At 44.2% G+C, this 21,748-nt stretch carries 15 protein-coding genes; 2 read left to right on the forward strand and 13 right to left on the reverse strand.

Features of this window, described 5'->3' with window-relative positions; genetic code table 11:
• Positions 1 to 80: 80 nt before the first annotated feature.
• The 4 genes from N773_RS0109750 to N773_RS0109770 all read right to left on the reverse strand — a co-directional run bounded on the left by N773_RS0109750 (position 81) and on the right by N773_RS0109770 (position 5,789).
• The gene (locus N773_RS0109750) at positions 81 to 731 is read right to left on the reverse strand and encodes a DUF6796 family protein (RefSeq protein WP_024857613.1); all 651 of its coding nucleotides are present in this window, start codon (positions 729 to 731) and stop codon (positions 81 to 83) included.
• 92 nt (positions 732 to 823) lie between these two features.
• Entirely contained in the window at positions 824 to 1,324 is a 501-nt protein-coding gene (locus N773_RS0109755; protein WP_024857614.1) for a hypothetical protein, read from the reverse strand.
• Between the two features lie 4 nt (positions 1,325 to 1,328).
• Positions 1,329 to 1,955, reverse strand: a complete 627-nt coding sequence (locus N773_RS0109760; protein WP_024857615.1) for a GNAT family N-acetyltransferase — start codon at positions 1,953 to 1,955, stop codon at positions 1,329 to 1,331.
• A 351-nt stretch (positions 1,956 to 2,306) separates the two neighbouring features.
• On the reverse strand, positions 2,307 to 5,789 hold the full coding sequence (locus N773_RS0109770) for an InlB B-repeat-containing protein (protein ID WP_024857616.1): 3,483 nt from the start codon (positions 5,787 to 5,789) through the stop codon (positions 2,307 to 2,309).
• Positions 5,790 to 5,992: 203 nt separating this feature from the next.
• Between N773_RS0109770 and N773_RS0109775 the strand changes: the two genes are divergently transcribed.
• Together N773_RS0109775 and N773_RS0109780 are read left to right on the forward strand one after the other, a co-directional pair.
• The gene (locus N773_RS0109775; protein WP_024857617.1) at positions 5,993 to 6,733 is read left to right on the forward strand and encodes a LytR/AlgR family response regulator transcription factor; all 741 of its coding nucleotides are present in this window, start codon (positions 5,993 to 5,995) and stop codon (positions 6,731 to 6,733) included.
• The gene (locus N773_RS0109780; RefSeq protein ID WP_024857618.1) at positions 6,730 to 8,049 is read left to right on the forward strand and encodes a sensor histidine kinase; all 1,320 of its coding nucleotides are present in this window, start codon (positions 6,730 to 6,732) and stop codon (positions 8,047 to 8,049) included. Before N773_RS0109775 ends, N773_RS0109780 begins: the two co-directional genes overlap by 4 nt.
• A 213-nt stretch (positions 8,050 to 8,262) precedes the next feature.
• Here the strand turns inward: N773_RS0109780 and N773_RS0109790 are convergent, their stop codons facing one another.
• The 9 genes from N773_RS0109790 to N773_RS0109830 all read right to left on the reverse strand — a co-directional run bounded on the left by N773_RS0109790 (position 8,263) and on the right by N773_RS0109830 (position 21,735).
• A complete protein-coding gene (locus N773_RS0109790; protein WP_024857619.1) occupies positions 8,263 to 8,838 on the reverse strand; it encodes a TetR/AcrR family transcriptional regulator in 576 nt (191 codons plus the stop codon).
• A gap of 97 nt (positions 8,839 to 8,935) precedes the next feature.
• Positions 8,936 to 9,787, reverse strand: a complete 852-nt coding sequence (locus tag N773_RS0109795) for an aldo/keto reductase (protein ID WP_024857620.1) — start codon at positions 9,785 to 9,787, stop codon at positions 8,936 to 8,938.
• A 94-nt stretch (positions 9,788 to 9,881) separates the two neighbouring features.
• Positions 9,882 to 10,304, reverse strand: a complete 423-nt coding sequence (locus tag N773_RS20085) for a flavodoxin (protein ID WP_347495418.1) — start codon at positions 10,302 to 10,304, stop codon at positions 9,882 to 9,884.
• A gap of 129 nt (positions 10,305 to 10,433) precedes the next feature.
• Complete coding sequence (locus N773_RS0109805) at positions 10,434 to 10,838, reverse strand: nuclear transport factor 2 family protein (RefSeq protein WP_024857621.1); 405 nt, start codon at positions 10,836 to 10,838, stop codon at positions 10,434 to 10,436.
• A 249-nt stretch (positions 10,839 to 11,087) separates the two neighbouring features.
• Complete coding sequence (locus N773_RS0109810) at positions 11,088 to 11,912, reverse strand: class B sortase (protein ID WP_024857622.1); 825 nt, start codon at positions 11,910 to 11,912, stop codon at positions 11,088 to 11,090.
• Between the two features lie 62 nt (positions 11,913 to 11,974).
• Positions 11,975 to 13,474 carry a DUF7601 domain-containing protein gene (locus N773_RS0109815; protein ID WP_024857623.1) on the reverse strand — a complete coding sequence of 500 codons (1,500 nt, stop codon included), beginning with the start codon at positions 13,472 to 13,474 and terminating at the stop codon, positions 11,975 to 11,977.
• A gap of 18 nt (positions 13,475 to 13,492) precedes the next feature.
• Positions 13,493 to 14,821, reverse strand: a complete 1,329-nt coding sequence (gene srtB, locus N773_RS21240; RefSeq protein ID WP_024857624.1) for a class B sortase — start codon at positions 14,819 to 14,821, stop codon at positions 13,493 to 13,495.
• A gap of 13 nt (positions 14,822 to 14,834) precedes the next feature.
• Entirely contained in the window at positions 14,835 to 15,419 is a 585-nt protein-coding gene (lepB, locus tag N773_RS0109825) for a signal peptidase I (protein WP_051454276.1), read from the reverse strand.
• On the reverse strand, positions 15,406 to 21,735 hold the full coding sequence (locus N773_RS0109830) for an InlB B-repeat-containing protein (protein WP_024857626.1): 6,330 nt from the start codon (positions 21,733 to 21,735) through the stop codon (positions 15,406 to 15,408). Before N773_RS0109830 ends, lepB begins: the two co-directional genes overlap by 14 nt.
• Positions 21,736 to 21,748: the final 13 nt, after the last annotated feature.

Consider the following 21,748-nt stretch of genomic DNA (forward strand, 5'->3'; position numbering starts at 1 on the left):
TTGAAAATCGCATCACTGTTCAACTCGTATATACCTGTTTTGAATATTATTTTGAGAGCTGTTAATATACGCTTCTTTTGTCATATCAGACTAAGCATTCCGATCAGTCCGAACATGGATAATCCGAAGCTCGGCATAATGATCCCGGGAAGATCCTGAAATTTCACAGGATCTATTTTTCGGCACACAGTTCCAAATATCAGGAATACGATCGGATTCAACAGTATGCATATTTTCGGAACATCAAGCGCACCATTCAGTATCGCAATTATCACCAGAACTGTCGGTACTAAAAGTGATGCATAACCCAAAAGGAATGTCGGCATGATCTGCTTATATATTTTTTCAAGTATATCATCGGCGATCTGTAAATTGCCGCGCATCATTGCACCTTTATAGATAAGCGCCTGAATGCAGAGAAAGGAATGAACGAAAACCCCTGCCATTACTCCGAAATATCCAAAGCCTATTGTCAGATAGCCGATAAGTGAATGTGTTTCAGCAATCTGCATTCCGATAGAATAAAAGCCAAGCCCGACCAGAGCGTCGCCTATCATCGCAAGTACGATAGACAGACCAAATCTCCGATCAGCCATTTTCAGCCAGTTGCTGTCAATATTCTTTGAAGTCCCGAGCTTTTCGTTCCCTTTGCCTTTCAGATCAAAAAGTATATCTCCCGTGCAGCAAAGCAGCCCGCCTATCAGTCCTAATACCGAAAAAACAAAATACATATCAATATCCTCACTTTATCCTTTTTTTCACAACACGATCCTGTTGCCGAAAACGTTCTTCTTTCATAAAATCCAACTTATATAAAATAGTATTAATTCTGTATCAGCATAACGATCAGACCAACAATAGCAGACGGTATCAGAGCAAACAGTAATCCCGGGAACAGCATTCCTTTCAGGTGGAACCATTTCTGATGATACGCCTTGTCCAGGTGTTCTGTGCCCTCAAGACGAAATCGCTTCATGTTGGCAAAAAGCACCCAGTCAATAAAGAATGTATCATAAGCTCCGATCCACGCCATCATGCCGAATGCAAACAGAAAGCCCTGTATAAATGTTTCTGCTCCGCCAAGCAGAGCCATGATAACAAGTATCACAGCAAATACAAGCAATGCGACAGTTTTTGTGACGATCACTCTCTTTGAAAGCGGTGCTGTCGGTATCCGTTCATGCGTTTTGAAGTATTCCTCTTGTATATCAGGCGGGTAATTGTGTACCTGAGTTGTATTATTCCCGCCTGTGGTTTTGAAGCACATTACCGTAAACATCACGGCAAATACAGCCATTTCAATGAGTATAACAGGAATATTCATATCATTATACACCGTCCTTGCTGTACATCAGATCATAGATCTTACAGCCTCCTGCCTTGCGTGTCTGAACAAGTTTCATTCCCAGATGCACATAGCGGTCGCATTTTCCCTTTGCATCAGTATCCAGTATGCAGGGACAGCCGTTCTTATCTGCAATTTTATAGGCAAACTCCATCAGCTTGCGCATATATCCCTGCCCCTGATACTTCTCTGTCACTATCAACATTTCCACCTTGACATATTGCTTTTTCTGCTTTTTCATCAGAATTTCAAGCGGCTTTTTATCACAGCCGCTGTTTGCCTGTTTCAGAAATGAAAAAAGTTTACCCCAGCCGCCGAGCGCATTTTTCATCCTCCGTGCCATTCTGACGATACTGCCAAACCCCGGATGATTACCTTTCGTATCCGTTATGAGGATGTATCCCTCGCCATTGTCTGTGCTGTAAAATGTTCCGCTTTCAATGCCTGCGATCACGAATGACTTCATGTATTCGGTCATAGCTGCTTTTGACGGAAAGAACGGCTTCAATCCGCCTTCTCCGGGTTCGTAGGGATAATCCCAGAACGAAGCACCGATCAGGGCAGATATTTCATCTATTTTTTCTTTCGATAATGAGCGCACCTTTTTCATTACTTTGACCTCCAGTCAGGCAAATGGTTAGTTTAAACAAACTGTCAATTATATTATAGCATATGCTAACTCAAATTTCAAGATGTCACAAGAAAAAAGCCATCCAATAATGAATGACTTTTCAGGAACGCTTCTGTACGAAATATATAGCTTGATGATAATGATAAAACGGCAGAACAGCCAAAGCCGCCTGCCGTTTCGTTGTTCAATATTATTCGTGATCATTCTTCAAAACCGCTCTGACCTTCACCCGGATTATAGTCGCCGGATGTTGTAATAATATCTTCTGTTTCAAACACTGTTATCTCCATTTCAGGAGTAACATATTTCTTATCCATTTTCCTCACCCCATTACTCTGTAATAATACCGTTCAGATCTGCTCTGACAAGTTCACCATATACAGTATGTTCACCATTTTTATCTCTGTAAACAAGATAGGAACGAACGCACCATACATCATCTTCACTCACATTGCCCTTAGTCCATGTGAATTTATATGCCAGATAATCATAGCACTTGCTGCTGTCATATCTTGTGAACTTTGCTGTGTCTGTTGTCAGTTCCGAGCCGTTCAGATTTTCTTCGGTATTCGCAAGAATTCCCGCTTTGAGTATTCTCGCACCTTCAGGAACAGAGACCTTTGATACAAAAGCGAGCCTGTTGCCCTTGACAGGTGTTACACTTTCGATAAATGCAGTACCGCATTTTTCTATCTCTGTTTCTGCAGAAGAATATACTGCCTTCAATGTGAGTTCCTTTGACGGAACATGGAACGAGTATACTTCATTATAACTTGCAATTACGCCATTGTTCTCCCAATGGTCAAACTGCAAACCTTCTTCCGCAGGAGCAGCAGTAGCGGTAAGTTCTGTACCGACCTGATAGCTGTCACCTGATTCACCATCGCTGAGAGTACCGTTTATTACTGTCACTTTGAAAGATTCGATTTTCTTCTCATAAACCACTGCTACCGTGATATACGTTTTGGGCTTTCCTGCTACAAGAGCCTCAACTGCTGTCTGTACATCATCAGCATTAGTATAAAGCTTGCCGTTCACTGTCCAGCCCACAAAATCATAACCGTCCAGATAAGGTGATGCAGGGACAGTATAATCAGCCTTTGTGAATGTTTCAACATAAACTTTTGTCGAGGTGATGTCACCGTCGATATCAACGGATCTGATGGTGACACCTGTTCTGACAGGCTGTCTGAGTGTAACGGGATCGGTAACAACTTCTCCGTCAGCATTAAATATCCTGTACGAATATTCATCTTCGAGTTTACCGAAAGAATAACCCGCAGGGAGATATTCGCCGATCTCTGCTAATACAGTCTCCTCATTGCTGCCTGACAGCAATACGTTATTCATTATCACAGTTGATGTTTCATCGATATTGAAATCAAACGGATCGGAATACCAGCCGTTGAAATACGCATTTCCGTTGATTACCATTGTACTTCCGTTTTTGATCTCAACGCGGTCTGCCATCCATGAAATTCCCTGACTGTATTCATCTTCTGCTTCAGGAGTGTTCAGAACTGCATTGTCAAGCGTAAGTGTAGCAAAATAGTTGCTGATATTTACGATCTCGCAATTAAGTGTACCATTCTTTATCGTGATACCATAATTTGAAGCAAGTGTACCGAATGTAACTGTATGACCATTCAGATCAATTATAATGTTTTTATTATAACAGCCCCATGTCTGATCGTAGCCTGGATTAACATCGGGTTCATCCACATCGGCGTACACTACAATAGTTTCATCACTGTACGCAGCATCGATAGCCGCTTTCAGCGACTCGAATTTCTTTTCGCCAACTGTTGCAACAAGTACCTTTTTGGGGATAACGACTTCCTTAGTGCCGGTGTATTCGATGCCGTCGAAAGTTGCCTTTGCTGTATAAATTATCTTGCCGTCAGTTTCGTAAGTCGGAGCAATAGTTTCAGATGTAACGACTGCATCTATCGTTTCTTCATCTTTACACCTGGGGCAAGTAAATACAGCACTTGCCGAGCTGTTATCCTCTGACCAGTTCCATACGGGTTCACCGTAGATGTGTCCGAGTTTGCTGATAGTGACAGCCTGGCGGAGAGTTCCGTAAAATTCTCCATACATCAGGACATAGACCATTCTGCTTTCACTTTCATAATGTTCGATACATCCGTTCTCAGTGCAGGTCGCCGGTTTAGCAGGAACCTTCTTGAGAAGCTCCACTTGAATTGTCACATCTTCCGCAGGCATATTGAATGAGAAAGTATTTTCGCCGGTTCTGTTAGCGATCACGCTTCCTGCTTTTACTCTTTTTACATAATATCCGCTTTCAGTATTGATCGTCAAAGTGACCAGATCGCCGTAACGCGCAATAGTTTTGTTTGATTCAACAGAGCAGTTTGCAATGTCATCAGGAACTGTAATACTGTGTTCATCCTTTGAAAATGTTCCTGTGATAACTATATCTTTATCAGGCATTGTCTCAGGGATATCGCTCCAGCCGCTGAATGTATGACCTGTTTTCACAGGTATTTCACGAGGTATCAGTTCAGTGCCGTATGCAACAGTCTCTACCTCTCCGTAGACCTCGTCGTCCACCATGTAGGTAACATTGTAAGATTTCGGTATCTGGGTGAAAGCAGCATTATAAACTGTATTACCGGTTACTTTTGATACTTCCGGTGACCAGCCTGAAAATTCATAAGTATACTTCGTATCGCCTTCCTTTACGGGAATGGCTCCGTCATAAGTAGGAGTTGTTCCGTAAGGTACATTGGTATCTTTTTCAAGCGTGGTATCACCGTCTTTCCAGGTGACTGTGTACTTATTTACGGTGCTGCTGAACTGTGCTGTATAAGTCTGATTTCCTGTAACTTCTTTAATTGCTGGAGACCAGCCGCTGAATGTATAGCTATATTGTGCATTTTGGGGTCTTGTTGGTCTTTTACCACCGTAAGACGGTGTTTTGCCGTATTCAACAATAGATCTTCCAAGTATTGTACCGTTATAGTTTTTCCAAGTGATCGTATATTCGTTGATAGTCCACTTTGCATATAATGTTTTATCACCTGAAGAACCTTCCGGGATATTAGTAACAGGTGAACCGCTGAAACTTGAATTGGTATACCAACCACCGAATGTGTATCCTGTTCTTGTGGGATCCGCAAGAGTCAAGGCTTTATCATCATCATAAGTCGAAGGATTGCTTGACGAATTTGTACCGCCGTTCAGTTCATATTTGATATTGTAAGTCTGTACCGGAGGCGCATAAGTTACAATGAATTTGCCGGGAGCACCCAATCTGTTACCGCCAGAGCCTCCATTCCAATGTACAGTGATAGTTTTGTCATTTCCGTCGGCTTCTATGCTTGTTTTGGCTTTAATATAATTGACATATCCCATTCCGTCGATTTGTACGTGCTTAATAATACGTGTTTTGCTTGTGATCGTGAAATCATATTCGTTCGTATTTAAATAGTCATAAAAGCCTAACATATCATACGATTTAGTGTCATAGTTGCAGGTAAAAACATTTCCACCCGCATCAACATCGAAAGTAATATCGTCGCCCATTTCTAAAGTAACATTGGTAGGACGGACCCATTTAGCATCTAACAACATTCCCGATGATCCATCAGAACCAACAAGATAATAAATATATCGACCATTTTCAGTTTTGTGCTCAATAGTGTATGTTACCGTTTGTTCTGCTACAGCCTCTGCCGTGATAGCAGAAGTACTAAAAATGTCCGTGAACGGCTTGGCAGGTATACCACCCGAAACGATCAGCAGTGCCATAGCAGCTGCCAGTGCCTTTTTCAAAAATTCTCCTTTCATTCTATGACCTCCTTTAAAAGATTTTAATTTGTAAAAACTACAAAACTTTGTCTGAAATTATATCACTTAAAATAGGCTTAGTCAAGGAATTTGTCGTGAATGTGTTGCTTTTTTCGTGAATGACGAATTTAATGCCTTGTATTTTTTCTTAACGGGTGATATAATGTACTAAAAACCATTTCTATTATCATGAGGTGAAACATTTGACACCAAATATTGCTATTGTAGATGACCTTGAAGCCGACTGCAAGCATATCGCCGACTATATCAGGCAGTATTTTTCCGAACGTCATCAAAAGCAGGTCAGAACGGCAGTTTTTAGCTCTGCCGAGCAATTTCTTAAATACTACCGCAAAGGTGTTTTTCAGATCATCTTTCTGGATATTTGCATGGGCGAGATAAATGGTCTGGAGCTTGCCAAGCGCCTGCGTACAAGCGATCAGAGCATCAATATCGTGTTCATGTCCTCCGTGCGTGACTATGTGTTTGACACTTTCTCCGTCAAGCCCGACGGATATCTCTGCAAGCCCTTTGAATATGCCGCTTTTGCTGAGATCGTGGATATGATACTTGCAAGGTATTCTCTCACAGACCGTACGGTCAAGCTGAAACTGCCGAGAAGCGAAGCCGTGATACAGCTTTCCGAGATCATTTCTATCATCGCCTGCGACCATGTTGCTGAAGTCAGACTCATTACCGGCGAATACTACGAAAGCAGGACGCTCTTCAAGGAACTTGAAGCGACCTTTGAGAATGAATCGAATTTCCTGCTCTGCAACCGCGGAGTCCTCATCAATATGGACTATGCGGTCAAGGCAAAGGAAGGCAAGATCGTAATGCAGAACGGTTCGGAATATCCTATACGTCGTCGTGACTGCAAAGCGATCACGGCAAAATTCACCAAGTACACCGCCGAGCGCATGAGAAGGAGCTTTGTTCTATGAATACATCTCTCACGCTCCGTTATGCCATTGAACTTGCCATGGTCATTCCTGCCGCAGTGATCGCCATTCTGCCCGTGTATTACAGCCGCAAAGTCAAAAAGGCATTTCTGTTCGGACTTATGGGAATTCTGCTTGCCGCCACTGTGATCGGAGGTGCTGTGCTTTGCTCGGTATTCGGCATCACATCAAATACCTTTATATTTCCTGCATTGCTTGGATTATTTGTTACATACAATTTCTGCTTTGATCTCTCGTTTCCAAAAAAACTGTTCTGCTTTTCTAATGCGGTTTTCCTGTGCGGCTTCTCCTCGACCTATAACACATTCCTCACCGCACCGCTGGAACTGGATAATAAGTATCCGGTCTACACCATAACTTCGGGACTGCTCGATCTAGGTATAGCAGTCATTGTCGGAGGAGTATTCGCAAGAACTCTCCTGGTGAAATTCTCCGAATTATTTGAAAACGAAAGCCTTGACTCTGCATGGAAGATACTTTCTCTTGCCCCGACCATTGCAGCGGCAGGCATTATCTGGATGAAGCCTGTCAGTGCCGAGAACGTAATGACGGGCAGACTGCGAATGATATGCCTTGTGGTACTTTTGTCCATTCCGCTGATCTCACTGTTCTTGTATCAGATACTATGGTGGCTCTCAAAGAAAATGACCGAACGCGCGGAGTTACAGCGGAACCTTGACATGATGCAGATGATAGAAAAACAGTATCAGCAGACAAGGCGTTATCTAAACGAGACAAGAAATGCGCGGCACGATTTCCGTCAGCATATCCATGTGATCGAGGAATACCTGCAAGCCGGTGAGTACTACAAGCTGAAAGAATATATCGAACCGATCTCGGAATCTGTCAAACACTCCCACAAGCTCATCTGTAAAAATCAGGCAGTCGATGCACTTGCAAATCACTATGATGAAGTCGCTAAGTCAAGAGAAGTTACGATATACTGGAATATCAAGACCGAGGAAATGCTGCCTGTCAAGGAATCAGACCTGTGTGCTGTGATAGGCAATCTGGTTGAAAATGCGATACAGGCATCCACCGCCTTAACAGGTGATAACAGACTCGTAAACGTCCGTATCGGTATTTTGCAGGAGGAAACGCTGGTCATTTCCGTTGATAATCCATATCGCGGAACACTCACCCTTGATAAAAACGGCTTGCCGATATCAAGCCTTCCCGACCACGGTATAGGTCTTCGTTCAGTCAGAAATATCGTTGAGCGATACAAAGGCTCTATGGAGATCGAAACACACAATCAGATATTCAATGTCAGCATACTGATGTATGCACCCGATTGAACGAACATAAAAATGACCGTCCATGTACTGCGATGATGGTACACGGGCGGTTTTATTTTGACAGGACTATGTGTTTTTTCTATCACTTGATTTCTGTTCTGCCTTTCAGTGCGGCGGAAGTTTCAGTACGGCAATGCTCTGTCACTTTTGTCGGGCCGCCTTTATCCATCAGGTCATATACATAGCCGTTTTTGTATTCCATATTTCTTGCTCCTATCTGAAAAAGTCTCTTACTCCGCCAAGAACAAGCCTGTTTGTGATACGGATGATCTCCTCTACCGACTGCTGTTTGCCCTCTTCTATCCACTGCCTGTAAATGCCGAGAACAGCGTTATTGACGAAGTTCATAAGCATGGTCTGCTGATATTCGGGCAGTGCGCCGTATTTCTTTGAACTGCTCCAGCCTGCGGTGGTGACCTTTTTTATCATACCGCTGCGGATATAGTGGTAGGATTCATTGCCCGCACAGGTGATCTTCTCATAGGCAAGTCCCTTTTCTTCCGAAAAAAGAAAGAATTCGCGGTTCACCTTGTCAAGCTCATCAGGCAGTTTGTAGTCCTTGATACGCTCGATATATTCCGCAGAATACTCCGTCTGTATCTCGGCAAGCAAATCGTCAAGGGTTGGATAGTAGACGTAGAATGTCTTTTTATTTATCATGGCACGGCTGCAAAGCTCCGTCACCCTGATCTTGCCGTAATCCATTTCGCATATCATCTGCTCAAATACGCTCTTGATCGAATCTATCGTCCTGCGTACTCTTAAATCTTCACTGCCTGTAAGTATCATAATAGTCCTCCTCGTATCAAATGCAATTTGATACAGCACTCATATAATAAAGTAACCGTGGTTACATTATACCATAGAGTGTATTATTTTTCAAGTATCAGTCAGCAGGGTGCCATGCTCCGAGATTTGCTTCCTGCTCAGCAAGCGTCATATTGAAGAATCGCTTTCCGCAGTCCAGCGCTCTTATTTCAGCCATTTCATCGGCGGTCAGCTCAAAGTCGAATATCTCAAAGTTCTCCTTCATGTGCTGAGGATTTGTGGTTCTCGGGAATACGATAGTCCCTTCCTGGATATGCCAGCGTAAGATGATCTGTACATTGCTCTTGCCATACTTTTCAGCAAGTTTCGTGAACACTGCTTCACCTATAAGTCCCTTGTCACCGTGACCGATGGGATACCAGCTCTCGATAACTGTGCCGTACTTTTCGATACGCTTTTTCAGCTCATTCTGCTGATAGTATGGGTGGCACTCAACCTGCAATACAGAGGGTTTTATCGTTGCAGCTTCACACAGTTCCTCAAGGCGTTCACTTTCAAAATTGCTGATTCCGATAGACTTCACCTTGCCTGCTTTCACAGCCTTCTCCATGTCCTTCCATGCACCGAGATAATCACCGAACTGCTGATGCAGGAGAAGAAGGTCAATGTAGTCAGTTCCGAGTCTTTCAAGCATCTTGTCGATAGCTTCGGCGGTCTTGCCCTCGCCGTATTCGTGGGGCCAGAGCTTTGTGGTTATCCACACTTCCTCACGGGGAACGCCGCTGTCCTTTACAGCCCTGCCGACACTTCTCTCATTCTGATAAGCGTGAGCCGTGTCGATGTGGCGGACACCCATTTTCAGTGCATCAAGCACTGCGTTATATGTTGCTTCACCCTCCGGGACCTGATAAACGCCAAGTCCGAACTGCGGGATCTTCGTACCGTCATTCAAAGTGATGTAAGTCTGCATAGTAATACCTCCTCAGATAAGTCCGTTATTTTTCAGCCACTTTTCGATCATGGGCTTTGCATTTTTAACTCCGCTTCCGGAAAGGGAAAGTCCCTCACCGACATTTGTGTACTTCTTTATATCCAAAACGCTTTCCAAGTCCACTGCCCTCGTTTGTGCAAAGCGGATAGATCGTTTTGCCCGAAAGATCAGCGCTTTCAAGGAACGTGAACACCGCCATAGGAGCAGTGCCCCAGTAGTTCGGATAAGCAAGAATGATGTTATCATAGCCTGAAACATCGGGCATATCTTTTAGTTCGGGACGTGCGTTTTCTCTTAGATGCGCCTTTGCTTCGTCAATACAGGTCATGTAGTCTGCGGAATATGGCTGCACCATTTCAAGCTTGAAGCTGTCAAAGCCTGTCAGTTCTGTGATATGTCCGACTGCGATCTCGGTGTTGCCGACCTCCACATACTTCATCGAACCGCCGAAATAGTTCTCATCGGCTCTTGAAAAGAAAATAACGATAGTGTTCATAATAGTTCCTCCTTTGATTTTAAGTAACCGTCGTTCCGTTAATTCTATTTTAGCAGATAATTACCGAAATAACAACGGGCAGTTTCTTTGTAATGGTTACTTAGGTAACGGTTTTTGCAAAATGGTTACTTATCTCTCCTGATTATTGCAGTATATCCATTCGCCGTTCGTCTTTTCAAAATATGCATTTGTATGCAAGTCCCAGCTGCCCGAAAAGCCGTAAACTTTCGCATCAAGTGTTGTCGTACAAGTGAGAACAGCATGATCTCCGTCAACTGAGATAAACAGATCGGCAATATGATAGCCATAGTAATTAAGAGTTCCGTTTTTGATATCTGCGAAATACTCAGCTTTTGTCTGCTGTTTGCCGGACATATGGGTGAAGATAGTTCCGTCCTTAATGACCTTATCAAGCGTATCCATATCCTTGTCGATCATTGCCTGCTGCATTGTCTCAAATGCTTTCAACACTGCTGTTTCTTCCGAACTTTCGGGATATATCATACCATTTGTTTTCTGTTTCCGCCACAGCATAAAACCGCCTCCTGCCATTAAGAGTATCAATAGAAATACGATAACGCGTTTCATCTTATCACTCCTTTCGGAGATATGTAACTCTCGTTTCTTTATATTAATTATACTGAAATATCCAGAAAAAACAATGGGCAGTATTATTTAATCGGTTACTTAGGTAACGGTTTGTGAAGTGTTATACTAAAAGCGCAGTCGACAAACGCAAAAAATGCAGAGTGTCAAACCGCTCTGCATTTTTTTCATATAATATCACTCGTCATTTTTCTGCGATGTGATAAGTTTTCCGACAAACAGGAACCGTGCATTTTCATAATCGAATGAACAGGTCGAAAGTGCTATGTACCTGTCTTCATCGGTAAATTCGGTATCCGCAAGACATATGCTGTTCTCGCGAATGATATCGACCCAATGCGGATTTTCTGCGGGAACATCATACACCGTATCAAATGCGCTGACGATGGACAGTGCAAAAAATTCGATATTGAAACTGTCCGTCATGGTTATCAGCCGACCGTTTCTGTGCCGTTCAAACTCCCCTGGTTCTCTGAATTTTCGTATATCCCCGAACATACCATACTCCATATTATGCCCGTATAATATACTCTGCGGGTCTGAAAAGTCCGCCGAACTTATCTTATCCAGAAAGATGGTACCGACCAAATTTTCCGAACCGTCACCAGCGTGATGAAGATAATACTGATTGTCTTTTCCCTGAACCACGGGGTAATCAATGTCCGAATTTTCAACATATATCCACCCGATAATGTCGGGACAATCCTTTGACATCTGCTTCAGTTTTTCACGGATCTTTTCCTCATAAGATCTCTCGGTATCCGATTTTTCAGCCGATATCTGAACAGGTGTTTTTTCATCACGCCACAGAACAACATGGTTATCAGTATCATCAGAAGATAAATCACTATCCTCACACGGATCCTGATATTCTTCCCCTGCAGAGACGGCATCGGAAGGTACAAAATGTACCGCCGATGTACTGAACTGCCGCAGCAATCCAAGTGAAACTGCCGCCGCCAGCAGTATCGCTGCCGCCCGAAAACGTGCCGTTCTAAACATAAACATCACCGCTTTTTATTGAATGCCCCTGTTCTGTTTCGGTAATATCCGACGCCGTTCCGTCAGATTACCTCGTTATCATTTCTCCTCTTTCTGCCTCGAATCACCATAACTATCAGAACTGCACCTGCACCTGTTATGATGATGAAAGGTGCTGTGCTGAACAGCAGTCCTGTTACGGAAATGTCCTTCATTGAGTTGGTGAAGGTTATGGTTTCTGTACCGTCGATATCATATACCGCATTCATTTCTGCCGTTGCATCGGGAGAAACTGCAACAGAAGCCGCCGCATCAGCTGTTCCGCTTTTCAGATTTACAGCCGCATTATCAGTACCCTTTGCCGAAGCAGTGTAGATATCACCTGTGTCATTCTTCTCGGTAACTTTTATCTTTGTTCCTGCTGGCAGACCTAACAGTACTATCTCATCGTTTTGTCCGAGTGCAAGTCCTGTTGTTGTATCTGTTATACCATCAAGAGACCATGAACCGTCAGCCGCAAGGTGTGCAGCAACTGTACTGCCGTTATTTCCGTCTTTGTTTATACGGTAAATGAAATCATCCTGAGATGTTACACCGGCATTGGTCAGCTCGACTTTGAACGGGAATTTGTGGGTCATATCTGCAAGCTCACCATCGATCATCTTCTTGACTTTTGCATTGTATGTGTAGTACTTATCTGACTTATAAGTAATCTCATTCTGTCCGTTGACTCCCGATACTGTCTCGGTTTCAGTCTGAACATCAAAACCTGTTACCTTACCCTCGGTCGTAATCGTAACCGTTTCGTCGTAGGTGATGCTAGCGGTATCACTATCGCTCTTGAACAGTACATAACCATATATATCCAGACCGTCCTTATTTGTATTATACTTGGTATAAACATCAAGATATATCCGGTTTGCCGCACCGCCATCGGTAACACCTGCTGCTGCCAGTGTTTCAGCCGTAGTAACATCAGCTATCTTATAGCGGTAAATTCCGGGAGGATTTACCTGTATTTTGGTTGAAGCATCATTCGGGTCATAATTCGGATTATAGATCTTCATAGCGTCTACGGTTATCGTCATATTATTCGAGATCTTTTTGTTGCCATTGATAAGATTTAAAGAGGAATTATTGGCATTGTGTACAACATCTCCGCTGCCACCGAATGCAATGCTTGCTTCAACGATATCTGCCGTACTCGCATTATCCCCTGTCGAGGAAACAGCTTCGATCTGACCTCTGTGAACTTTAACTGCTATCGGTACAGCGCCGGGTTTTGGCACACCGTTTTCAAGGTCACTGTTTGCGTAGGTAAGTATCTGGGTCTCATTGTTTGTTGATGCACTGATGATATTGTAACTGTATGTTATATTCGGTGCGTAGATATCAGATCCCTCTGTGTTGAACAGCAGGATATCCTTGTTGATGGAAATATTTGCGGTGGAATTCGGCGTAACAGTATTGGCGTTTTCGCTGTTTATCATTCCCGTGCTTACTGCCGAAACTGTCAGAGTCTGTGTCATTGCGCAGGCTGCACATACAGCGATCAGAAAATTTTTAATAGTAGTTTTTTTCATAATGAACCCTCCTTCATATCATGAATATACCTTTTCATTCCTTTGATGTGATGATAATTTTTCCTTGCCCGGCATTTTACCTCTGTAACAGAATGTCAGATGATCTGCCAGCAGACTTACCGCCGCTATAACTATCATCAGCCCTGTCCATTTGTCACTCAGTGTGATTTTTTTGGTCAGGTCTTCCGTCATCAGAAAGACTACTGCCGAAACTATCAGCAATACACATTCAACTATCATTCCGATTTGCATATTGTCTGTAAATCTCCTTAACTGCTTACATACCTTTTCATCATCTTCATGGCATCTCCGTCCTTCCCTATCGTAATTTTCAGTATTTTCCTGACTATCCGAACTGTCATCGCAGTTCATTTTTTCTTCAAGCTGTTTCGCTAATTTTTTGCTGTATGATATCTGCCTGTATTTTCTTCTCAGGGCTGTTATCGGCAGGAATATCAGGAATGTTTCCGCCACGCACAGCAGATTCAGAAGTGCCCAGTGGTCGCTGTCCGTAAAGTACCCCAGGGGAGAACGATGTATCTTTTCCCCGGGCGTATCATCAGAACTGCGCTCCAGATACTGCACAGCCTCTTCCTGACTAAGGGGTTCTGCACGAACGAAAAGTACGATCCTGCCGTTCGTTACCACATCGGTACAGGTGGAAAGACCTATCAGTTTCTCACCCGAAAATTCCTTCGGTATCTCCTTATGCTGTACTGCGTGTTCACTGAGGAATTCCCTCAGTTCGGGAATTTTTGCATCTGCATCTTCCGATATGTTGTAGATGACATTATCGTAAGCATCTGCATAGGCACAGGCAAATACTTTTATCAGATATGTCGCTTTTTCCGTTTGAAGAAGTCCCTCCTGATGAGAATCAAAATACTCCTCATCAAGGAAATTTCTGATATCACCGAACATCGCACCGTTGTCCATGTGATGTCCGTATATGAGATTATACCAGTCGCTGAAATCACGCTCGTTCTCACTTGCCAGATATATCGAACCGCTGAGTGTGGGATCACCGTAAATATCCTTGTTCAGGTATTCAAGATCGTTCTCGCCCTGCACCAGAGGATAGTTGATGTGGGTATCGAAAAGTTCCAGCCAGCCCACAACATCGGGGTTTATCTCCCGCAGTTCAGCGAATGTTTCCGTGCCGTCCTCTTCTGCTGTTACCTTCGGACGGTATTGCAGAAGATCCTGTGAGATATAAGCATTCTGATCGGTGTACCTGATATCATATAGCACATAGGCTCCGAAAGCGAGCATCAGCACTCCTGCACCTGCTGCGGCAGCCATCAGAAGTGTATTTGCAGCTGACGCTATCTTGTTCAGGAGTTTCATGATACCACCTTCCTTATAAGTTATGTCTTCTCAGTGTGATTACTACCTTGCCCTTAATCTCGCTGCGGTCAACGATACCGTAGTATCTGCTGTCCTCACCGCCGCTGCGGTTATCGGCAAGTACAAAGCAGGTATCCTCGGGCAGCTTTACGGGATATTCCACAAACCCCTCATACCTCGGGGTGGAAGTGTAAATATTTGTTTCCGAAACTGTTTTTCCGTTTATCTCCAGATGTTCATCATCCGTTATATTCACCGTATCACCGCTTACCGCTACTATACGCCCGATATATACTCTGCCGTTTTTGTTGATGACCACCATATCCTGTGCGGTGTACCGGTCTTCAAGACGATAATACAACAGCAGATCTTTCATCTTGATATTCGGTGACATATCGTTGTTCGGTGCAGTTACCGCACCCATCGCGTACCCGAACAGCAGCCAGATAATTGTTATTATGACTAACAGATTAAGCAGAAAGGCCTGTACAGGTTTCATCGGCGACTTGTGCTTTTCAGCGGATATGTTCTCACTGTTTGGTGCTCTTGCTCCACTGTTATCAGCCGTTTCGGCATTAGTATGTTCAAATGTCCTCATAGCTTTTTCTCCTCCTGAGTTGAATAAATATCAGCCAAACCGAACCTGTAAGTAATACTGAACTCAGTATCAGATAAGGTACAATGTCTTCTTTTATCCCCGTCACGGGAATAGGCTTCACGTTATTGTTCAGAACTATTTCTGTATTGCTGTCGATGATTATATGGAAAGAATTTTCCTCATCAAGGGTACAGTTGAATCCGTCTGCCGTTGCTGTAAGTTCGTAGATCTCCGTACGGAAAATTTCCGTTACCAGATATCTTCCTCGGGGAAGTCCCAGCACAGTAACATCGCTTCCGTCCTTAACTTTGAACTCAACATAACCTGTCATTGTTCCGCCGATGACCTGATGTTTTACTTCAAGTGAAGTTATCTCGCTTCCGTCGGTCGCATATCCGCTGGCTGGCAGAGATGTCATATCCTTGATAAGCGAAGAATTTATCCTCACAGTAAATTCCTCATCGTCCGGGGCGTCACCCGTGACTTTCTTCCTGATATTCATATTCAGGCCTTTGTTGCGGTAGATAACATATACAACCGGTTCGGAGGGCATATTGTTCCATTCATCATCTTCTGTTTCACGGTATGCCATATGACCTTCATCAAATCCGGTAATAAGCTGTTTTTCCGGATAAACAGTCTCCAGATCGGTCATCCTTGCCGTATTTCTGCTGCCGATACCTATACTTGCGTAGTTCAGGAACAACTTCCAGCACTCACCATGGTCGGTATCGTACTCGTCCAGATCGGGGGGAACTTTGAAAGCGTTTGAATCTGTCTGATCGATAAGAAGTGTCTCATATGCGTTCAGAGGCAGATATGCATTTTGTTCCACCGTCACCCCGTTCAGAGAAACAGATTCCAGATTTCTTGTAACAGGCGTTATGAGTTTCAGCCTGCCATTCGGTTCCTCGATGACGTAGCGTACTGTCGGCTTTTCGTAGTATATCAGCCATATATCCCTGCCATCGAGTAGTTTTTCATCATCGCCGTTCAGCCACAGCTGATAGATATCCTGTACCTCTGTCTCCTTGTAGCTGAGGGTCACAGCAGGCATTTCGATATTTGCAAGTTCGCCGTTCGGCTTCTTATCTGCCGCAGCTATCATGCTGAACATATACCTGTCAGTATCACTGATGATCGAATTTGCATTTGTGTCAGTAAGAGTATAGTCTGTACCGATACCGATACTCTTTGTATAAACGCTGCTGTCACTTACCCTCAGATCATCCCTTGCGATGAAAGAGCCGTTTTCCGCAACAGCCACATGAAGTATCAGCGGCAGCGGAGTATGAGTGTTTGTATAGGTTACTGTATGATCGTTTTTAGTCCCGGTCGAAGTGTACGAATATGTAAGATTTTCTCCATCTATCGCACCACCAGCCGCAGTAGCAGTCACAGCCGTTTCAAATTCCGATACAGCTGTCTGCGAAACAGTGAATGTCTGATCTATCACTGTGTCGATCACATAACGGTACGAAGTGGCGTTCCAACCGCTTCCTTCTGTGTGATCTTCATTTCTCGAGATCTTTGAATAGAATACTGCGAATGATTCTGACTGACTATCATGCAGTTCAAATCTATTCTCGAAACGCTTTATGACTGTACTAACGGGATCACCAACTTGAGTTCCGGTTGATGAATAACCTCCGCCGTATGGTAATTTGTTATATCGTGTAGTTGTAACGGTAGTCGTTTCAACGATAGATACTGTATAATTAAAATCCTTTTCAACGTCCTCGGGAAGACCTATCGTCCTTTCGTTCAAAGTGATTATAGTCGGTTCTTTTTCGTAGTATACAACATAAAGCTTCAGATCGTAGCCGCATTGTTCAAAATCCGTACCGTTGAGTGAGTACTCAAAGCCGCGCCATGTGTTGCGTATCTCCAGATACGGACGGGAATCATTGCTGTTAGAAGCTGTTGTGATTATTTTCAGATCACCCGCACTTGCCGCATTATCACTGCCGAATGCGAAAGAGTAATACTCGCGGTTTGTATGATCGGCAGGATAATTCAGCGGTGTGGTCAGTTCATCATTCATCACATAATTTGCGACCGCCGCAGTTCTCGGTGCCCCCGCAATGGTTTCAACCTCGTTGAGTGCGCCTGAAAACTGCATTTCCACATATCCGATATCAACATCTTTAGGACGCTTATGGTATACCAGATATACTTCCATTTCGGAAGGCAGAGGGCTTTCTGTACCATTGGTGTACCTTACCATGACCGCTCTCGCATCAGTATCATAGCGTATATCCGCTATGCTTCGGCTGTCCGAAATATCGTTAAGACCTGTCTGTATAAACGCATCGCTGACACAGGCAAAATCAAATGTGTATCGGTCGATGGTATTGGTCGGCGGTTCGGCATAGCTTCGGGCTACGCTTTCCGTACCAATGGCGATGGGTACATCTGCCGTGAATGTTATCGCGTTCTGTATGCACCATTCATCGTCTTTCAGCACCAGAACAGGTTCCGATGCATCAACTGCGTGTACGATAACTTCGGGCGGACTGTTCCAGTAGCCGTAAAGGGTCATTTCCCTTGTTATTATCGTTTCATAATCAAACTCGGGAACAGAACCCTGTCCGTTACTGTAACGTTGTGCACTCCAGTAATGGAAAACTATCAAGGGGTCATTACAGTGGGGTGTACAGGGGGGCTGTTCGTGAAGTGCCGAATTCAGCTTTACTTCGCGGTAGTACAGATCGTTATACGAATCGTACTGATAAGAATTATCAGCCTCGTTCCAGTTTCCGCCCCAGTCTGAATCCTGTTTGTTCTTGTCGAAGTAAACCTTTACTTCCCATTCAGCATACAGCGTCTGGGGAGTACCGTCAAATCCTGCTGTCTTCTCCGTATCAATAAGACGGTTCGCACTTGCTTCAAAATGTATTCCGCTTCCGTCAGGCTTTGTGTTCCAGCCTGTAAAACGGTAATTGTGATTTTCAAATATATCTCCGCTGAGTTTCATATGCGAATTGTTCAGCAGATGACTTACTCTTACAGAAGAATTTGTAACGCTGTATACAGGACGGCTGTTCTCGTAGTCCCTACTAGGGTCAACGTCTATTCGTCCGCCGTAGTTCGCCAGACAGTCTTCGTACCCCTCAGTGGGCATTCCGCTTTTCAGCGAACCGCCGTTTGCATCATAGATGACAGTTGCCGTATCTACGGGAACATACACTGCCTCCATGATTATTATACGCTTTTCCGAACCATCTTCTGTCATGGTTATCTCTGAATATGTCTCGTTAAGTTCAAAGCTGTGTCCCGGGGGATATATACTTCCGCTCCTGTCGCCTCGGATATGCCAGCCAAGAAAGTTCATTCCGGCGGGGGGAACTGCTGTTCTTGTAACAACAGCCTTTGCGCTTCCGGAGTAAACAGAATCTGCCAGCAGCAGGAACACATCATCTTCCGATTCATCTCGTTCGTCTATCGTACCGTCACCTGCATGATAGTCGATATAGTAAGCACCAAGTTCTTTCCAGTGCAGGCGCAGCAGGATATCATGATCCACTTCCTGATCGAAATTGAAAGGCGTTTCATGACCTGTTTCCCTGTCAACTTCATACCAGCCCGCATACTGGTACATCTGCTTGTCTTCAAGCCTGTATCGTCTGCTCAGGTCTGCACCCTCCAGTTCCTGCGAATAGAACGCACGTCTGTCCGTACAGGCAGATTCCGCAGGGTCCCATTCCTGTGAAAGATGGTAATAATTTCTGTCATAAACGTGGTAGTAATACTCACCGTTTGGGTCCTGAACATAATTTCTTGTGGTGTGGATATACTCTGCTATCTTATCACCGTGATAAGATTCCCAGAACCATGTTGAAGAACCTTCAGGCAGCTGACCGCCGTTAGGGTCTATCTCGATGAGATACCATTCTGCTTCCCAGCCTGCGAATACTATCATGTTGTGTGCAGGCATCGTCATGTCATCAAGGTCTGCTTTTGCAGAACAGTTACTATCAAAATACCAGCCGCTGAAACTCATGCCCGCCTCCACTGCGGGAAGCTGTATGTCAGACAGATACTTGCCAATTGAATCGCCGTAAGGTATAGATATATCAGCGATCTTGGTATTGTCCCTTGAATCCATAAATTCGATTTTGTAAGAATTTCTTGTATAGTAGAAATTCAGCGTCGAATCGGGAATGGTATTATTATTCCATTGGGTCTGGCTTCCGACGTTCACGATCTGGTTGTTCTTATTAGCTGCACATTGTCTTGTAAAGCCCGTAAGTTCCCAGAAGTCCGCAGCGTAGTTTATAAATCTGAAGTCATGGACAAGATGAAGATAAAGAGAATACCTTCTATTCTGAAATACCTTGTCTTCACCAACATCGGGAAGTGCCTCAACGTAGTAGTTGAAATATCGTGTCTGATAATCAGTCGTGGTATGATTGAATACCAGATTTTCATCGGGCATTATCTCCATACGTGTGATACGCTGGGTGTATGTCGATGAATTAACAGGCTGCCATGAAGTAGGCGGATTGGTCTGGGGGTAGGTCACGTTATTGCTGCCCGTAAATGACCATATACCGCTTATATCCTGACCATATCGTGTGTTCACGGTATGTATCACATTTCCGTTTGATGTTCTGAATGTCACAGTATGCGCATTACGGTCGTAATACACATTCAGTATGGTAGTACCGTTGCCTTCAACTTCTTTGCTTTCATCACAATACGCATAGTGGAATCCTGTATAAGGACAATTCTGATAGCTTGCAGGTACTGATACCACTGTTTCTGTAAGCGCGGATATCTGCTCACTTGTTTCAAAATCGTAATCATCGTCTTCATCATAATTGGCTTTCTGCTTCCAGCAGATGATAGTGTATTTCGTCTGTGCAGGAGTCCAGAATGCCTCTAATTTCAGATCATGGTCGAAGATCAGCCGTCCGTTCTCCATATGCATATGTTCCAGCTGTTCGGCATCAAATGCAGGCGATTCCAGAAGATCAGCCAAATGGTCAGTTATCCTTACAGGTTCGTGTCCTTCTTCTCTAAGATACCAGCCATAGAAATTATAACCCTCTCGGCGCGGTACACGGATATCATCACTGCACGCGCCGTTCTTCGCTTCAACCGAACAGGGCGGAATATACGAAGCACCGCTTCCTGTTGCGCCCGAAATAAATGTTATCCAGCGCAGAGGTTCAAATATGGGGTAAAGGTCTATTGTATGTGAAAGTCCTACATGGTTCTCAACATCAACTTCCATTTCCGCAGGCAGCGGAGTTCTGTCTGCGTCTGGGTCTTCATTTACTGCGTAATCATAAGACCAGCCCTTGAACTCCATGTGGGGTGCCTGTATCTCCTGATGTTCTGTACCCAGTACAAATGTACTTCCATCGTGGGTAGCAATAATATCGTCTGTTGTGAATGTATCGGCACCATCAGTCAGCATCACCAGTTTTGTGGCAAGTATCGCACCCGTAGTTCCGTCAGCATTTCTCTGATCGTGAAATACCACGAATACACAGTCGGCATATACCGCACCTATCTTTACAAGCCCCTGATTTTCTGCGGTAACAGGCGGCACGTTTGAAAAATCTATCTTCTCATCATAAGTCCCTGTCTCTTCATTGTAGATGAACCAGCCCTGAAATGTCTTTGTCCTCGAATCCAGCAGTATAGGCAGCTGGGGAAATATAGGCTTTTCATCGCCCTTTATGGTCTGCTCGCATATCTCTCTGCCCGATGATGTGGGAAAGTAGTAAAGCGAATAAACACCGTTGTTATCGGGTGTGTAGAATTCATAAGTACGCAGGGGCATAGTCCCGTCGTCTATCTCATAAAGGGAGAATCCCTTCGCCTGAAAGATAACAGTATCACCGTCCACTGAAAAATCAGTTATCTCCTCGCGTATGCCGTCATCGGATATATGCCACAGACGCATATTCCTGTTGGCGGCATTTGCCTGACCTATCTTTTTGTTGGTTATCTTAGTGGTGATAGGTGCTTCCGATACGGGCTGAAATACCTCGCCGTCCTTGGTTATCGTTATATCGTAAGAACATACAGCGCCGTTTTCAGTGTCGCTGTGCTTCTGAACTTCAAGGGTCGCATTCGTTGGCATCAGTCCGTCCAGCGATACCGATTCCGACTCATCTCTGCCGGGATAAGCACTCAGCTGCTGATATTCAAGCCCGTTTTCCTCGGTCTCTGCCGTTTCAGCCGAAGTCTCAGCTGTTATCTCATCTGCCGATGCTGTCAGCAGTTCTGTCGGACAGCAGTTTATCAGCATGGCTGCCGATACCAGAAGCGGAATCAAACGTTTTATATTTATCTTTTTCACAGAGATCCCCCCT

The sequence above is a fragment of the Ruminococcus albus AD2013 genome, from assembly GCF_000526775.1.
In the GTDB taxonomy this organism is placed as follows: Bacteria; Bacillota; Clostridia; order Oscillospirales; family Ruminococcaceae; genus Hominimerdicola; species Hominimerdicola alba_A.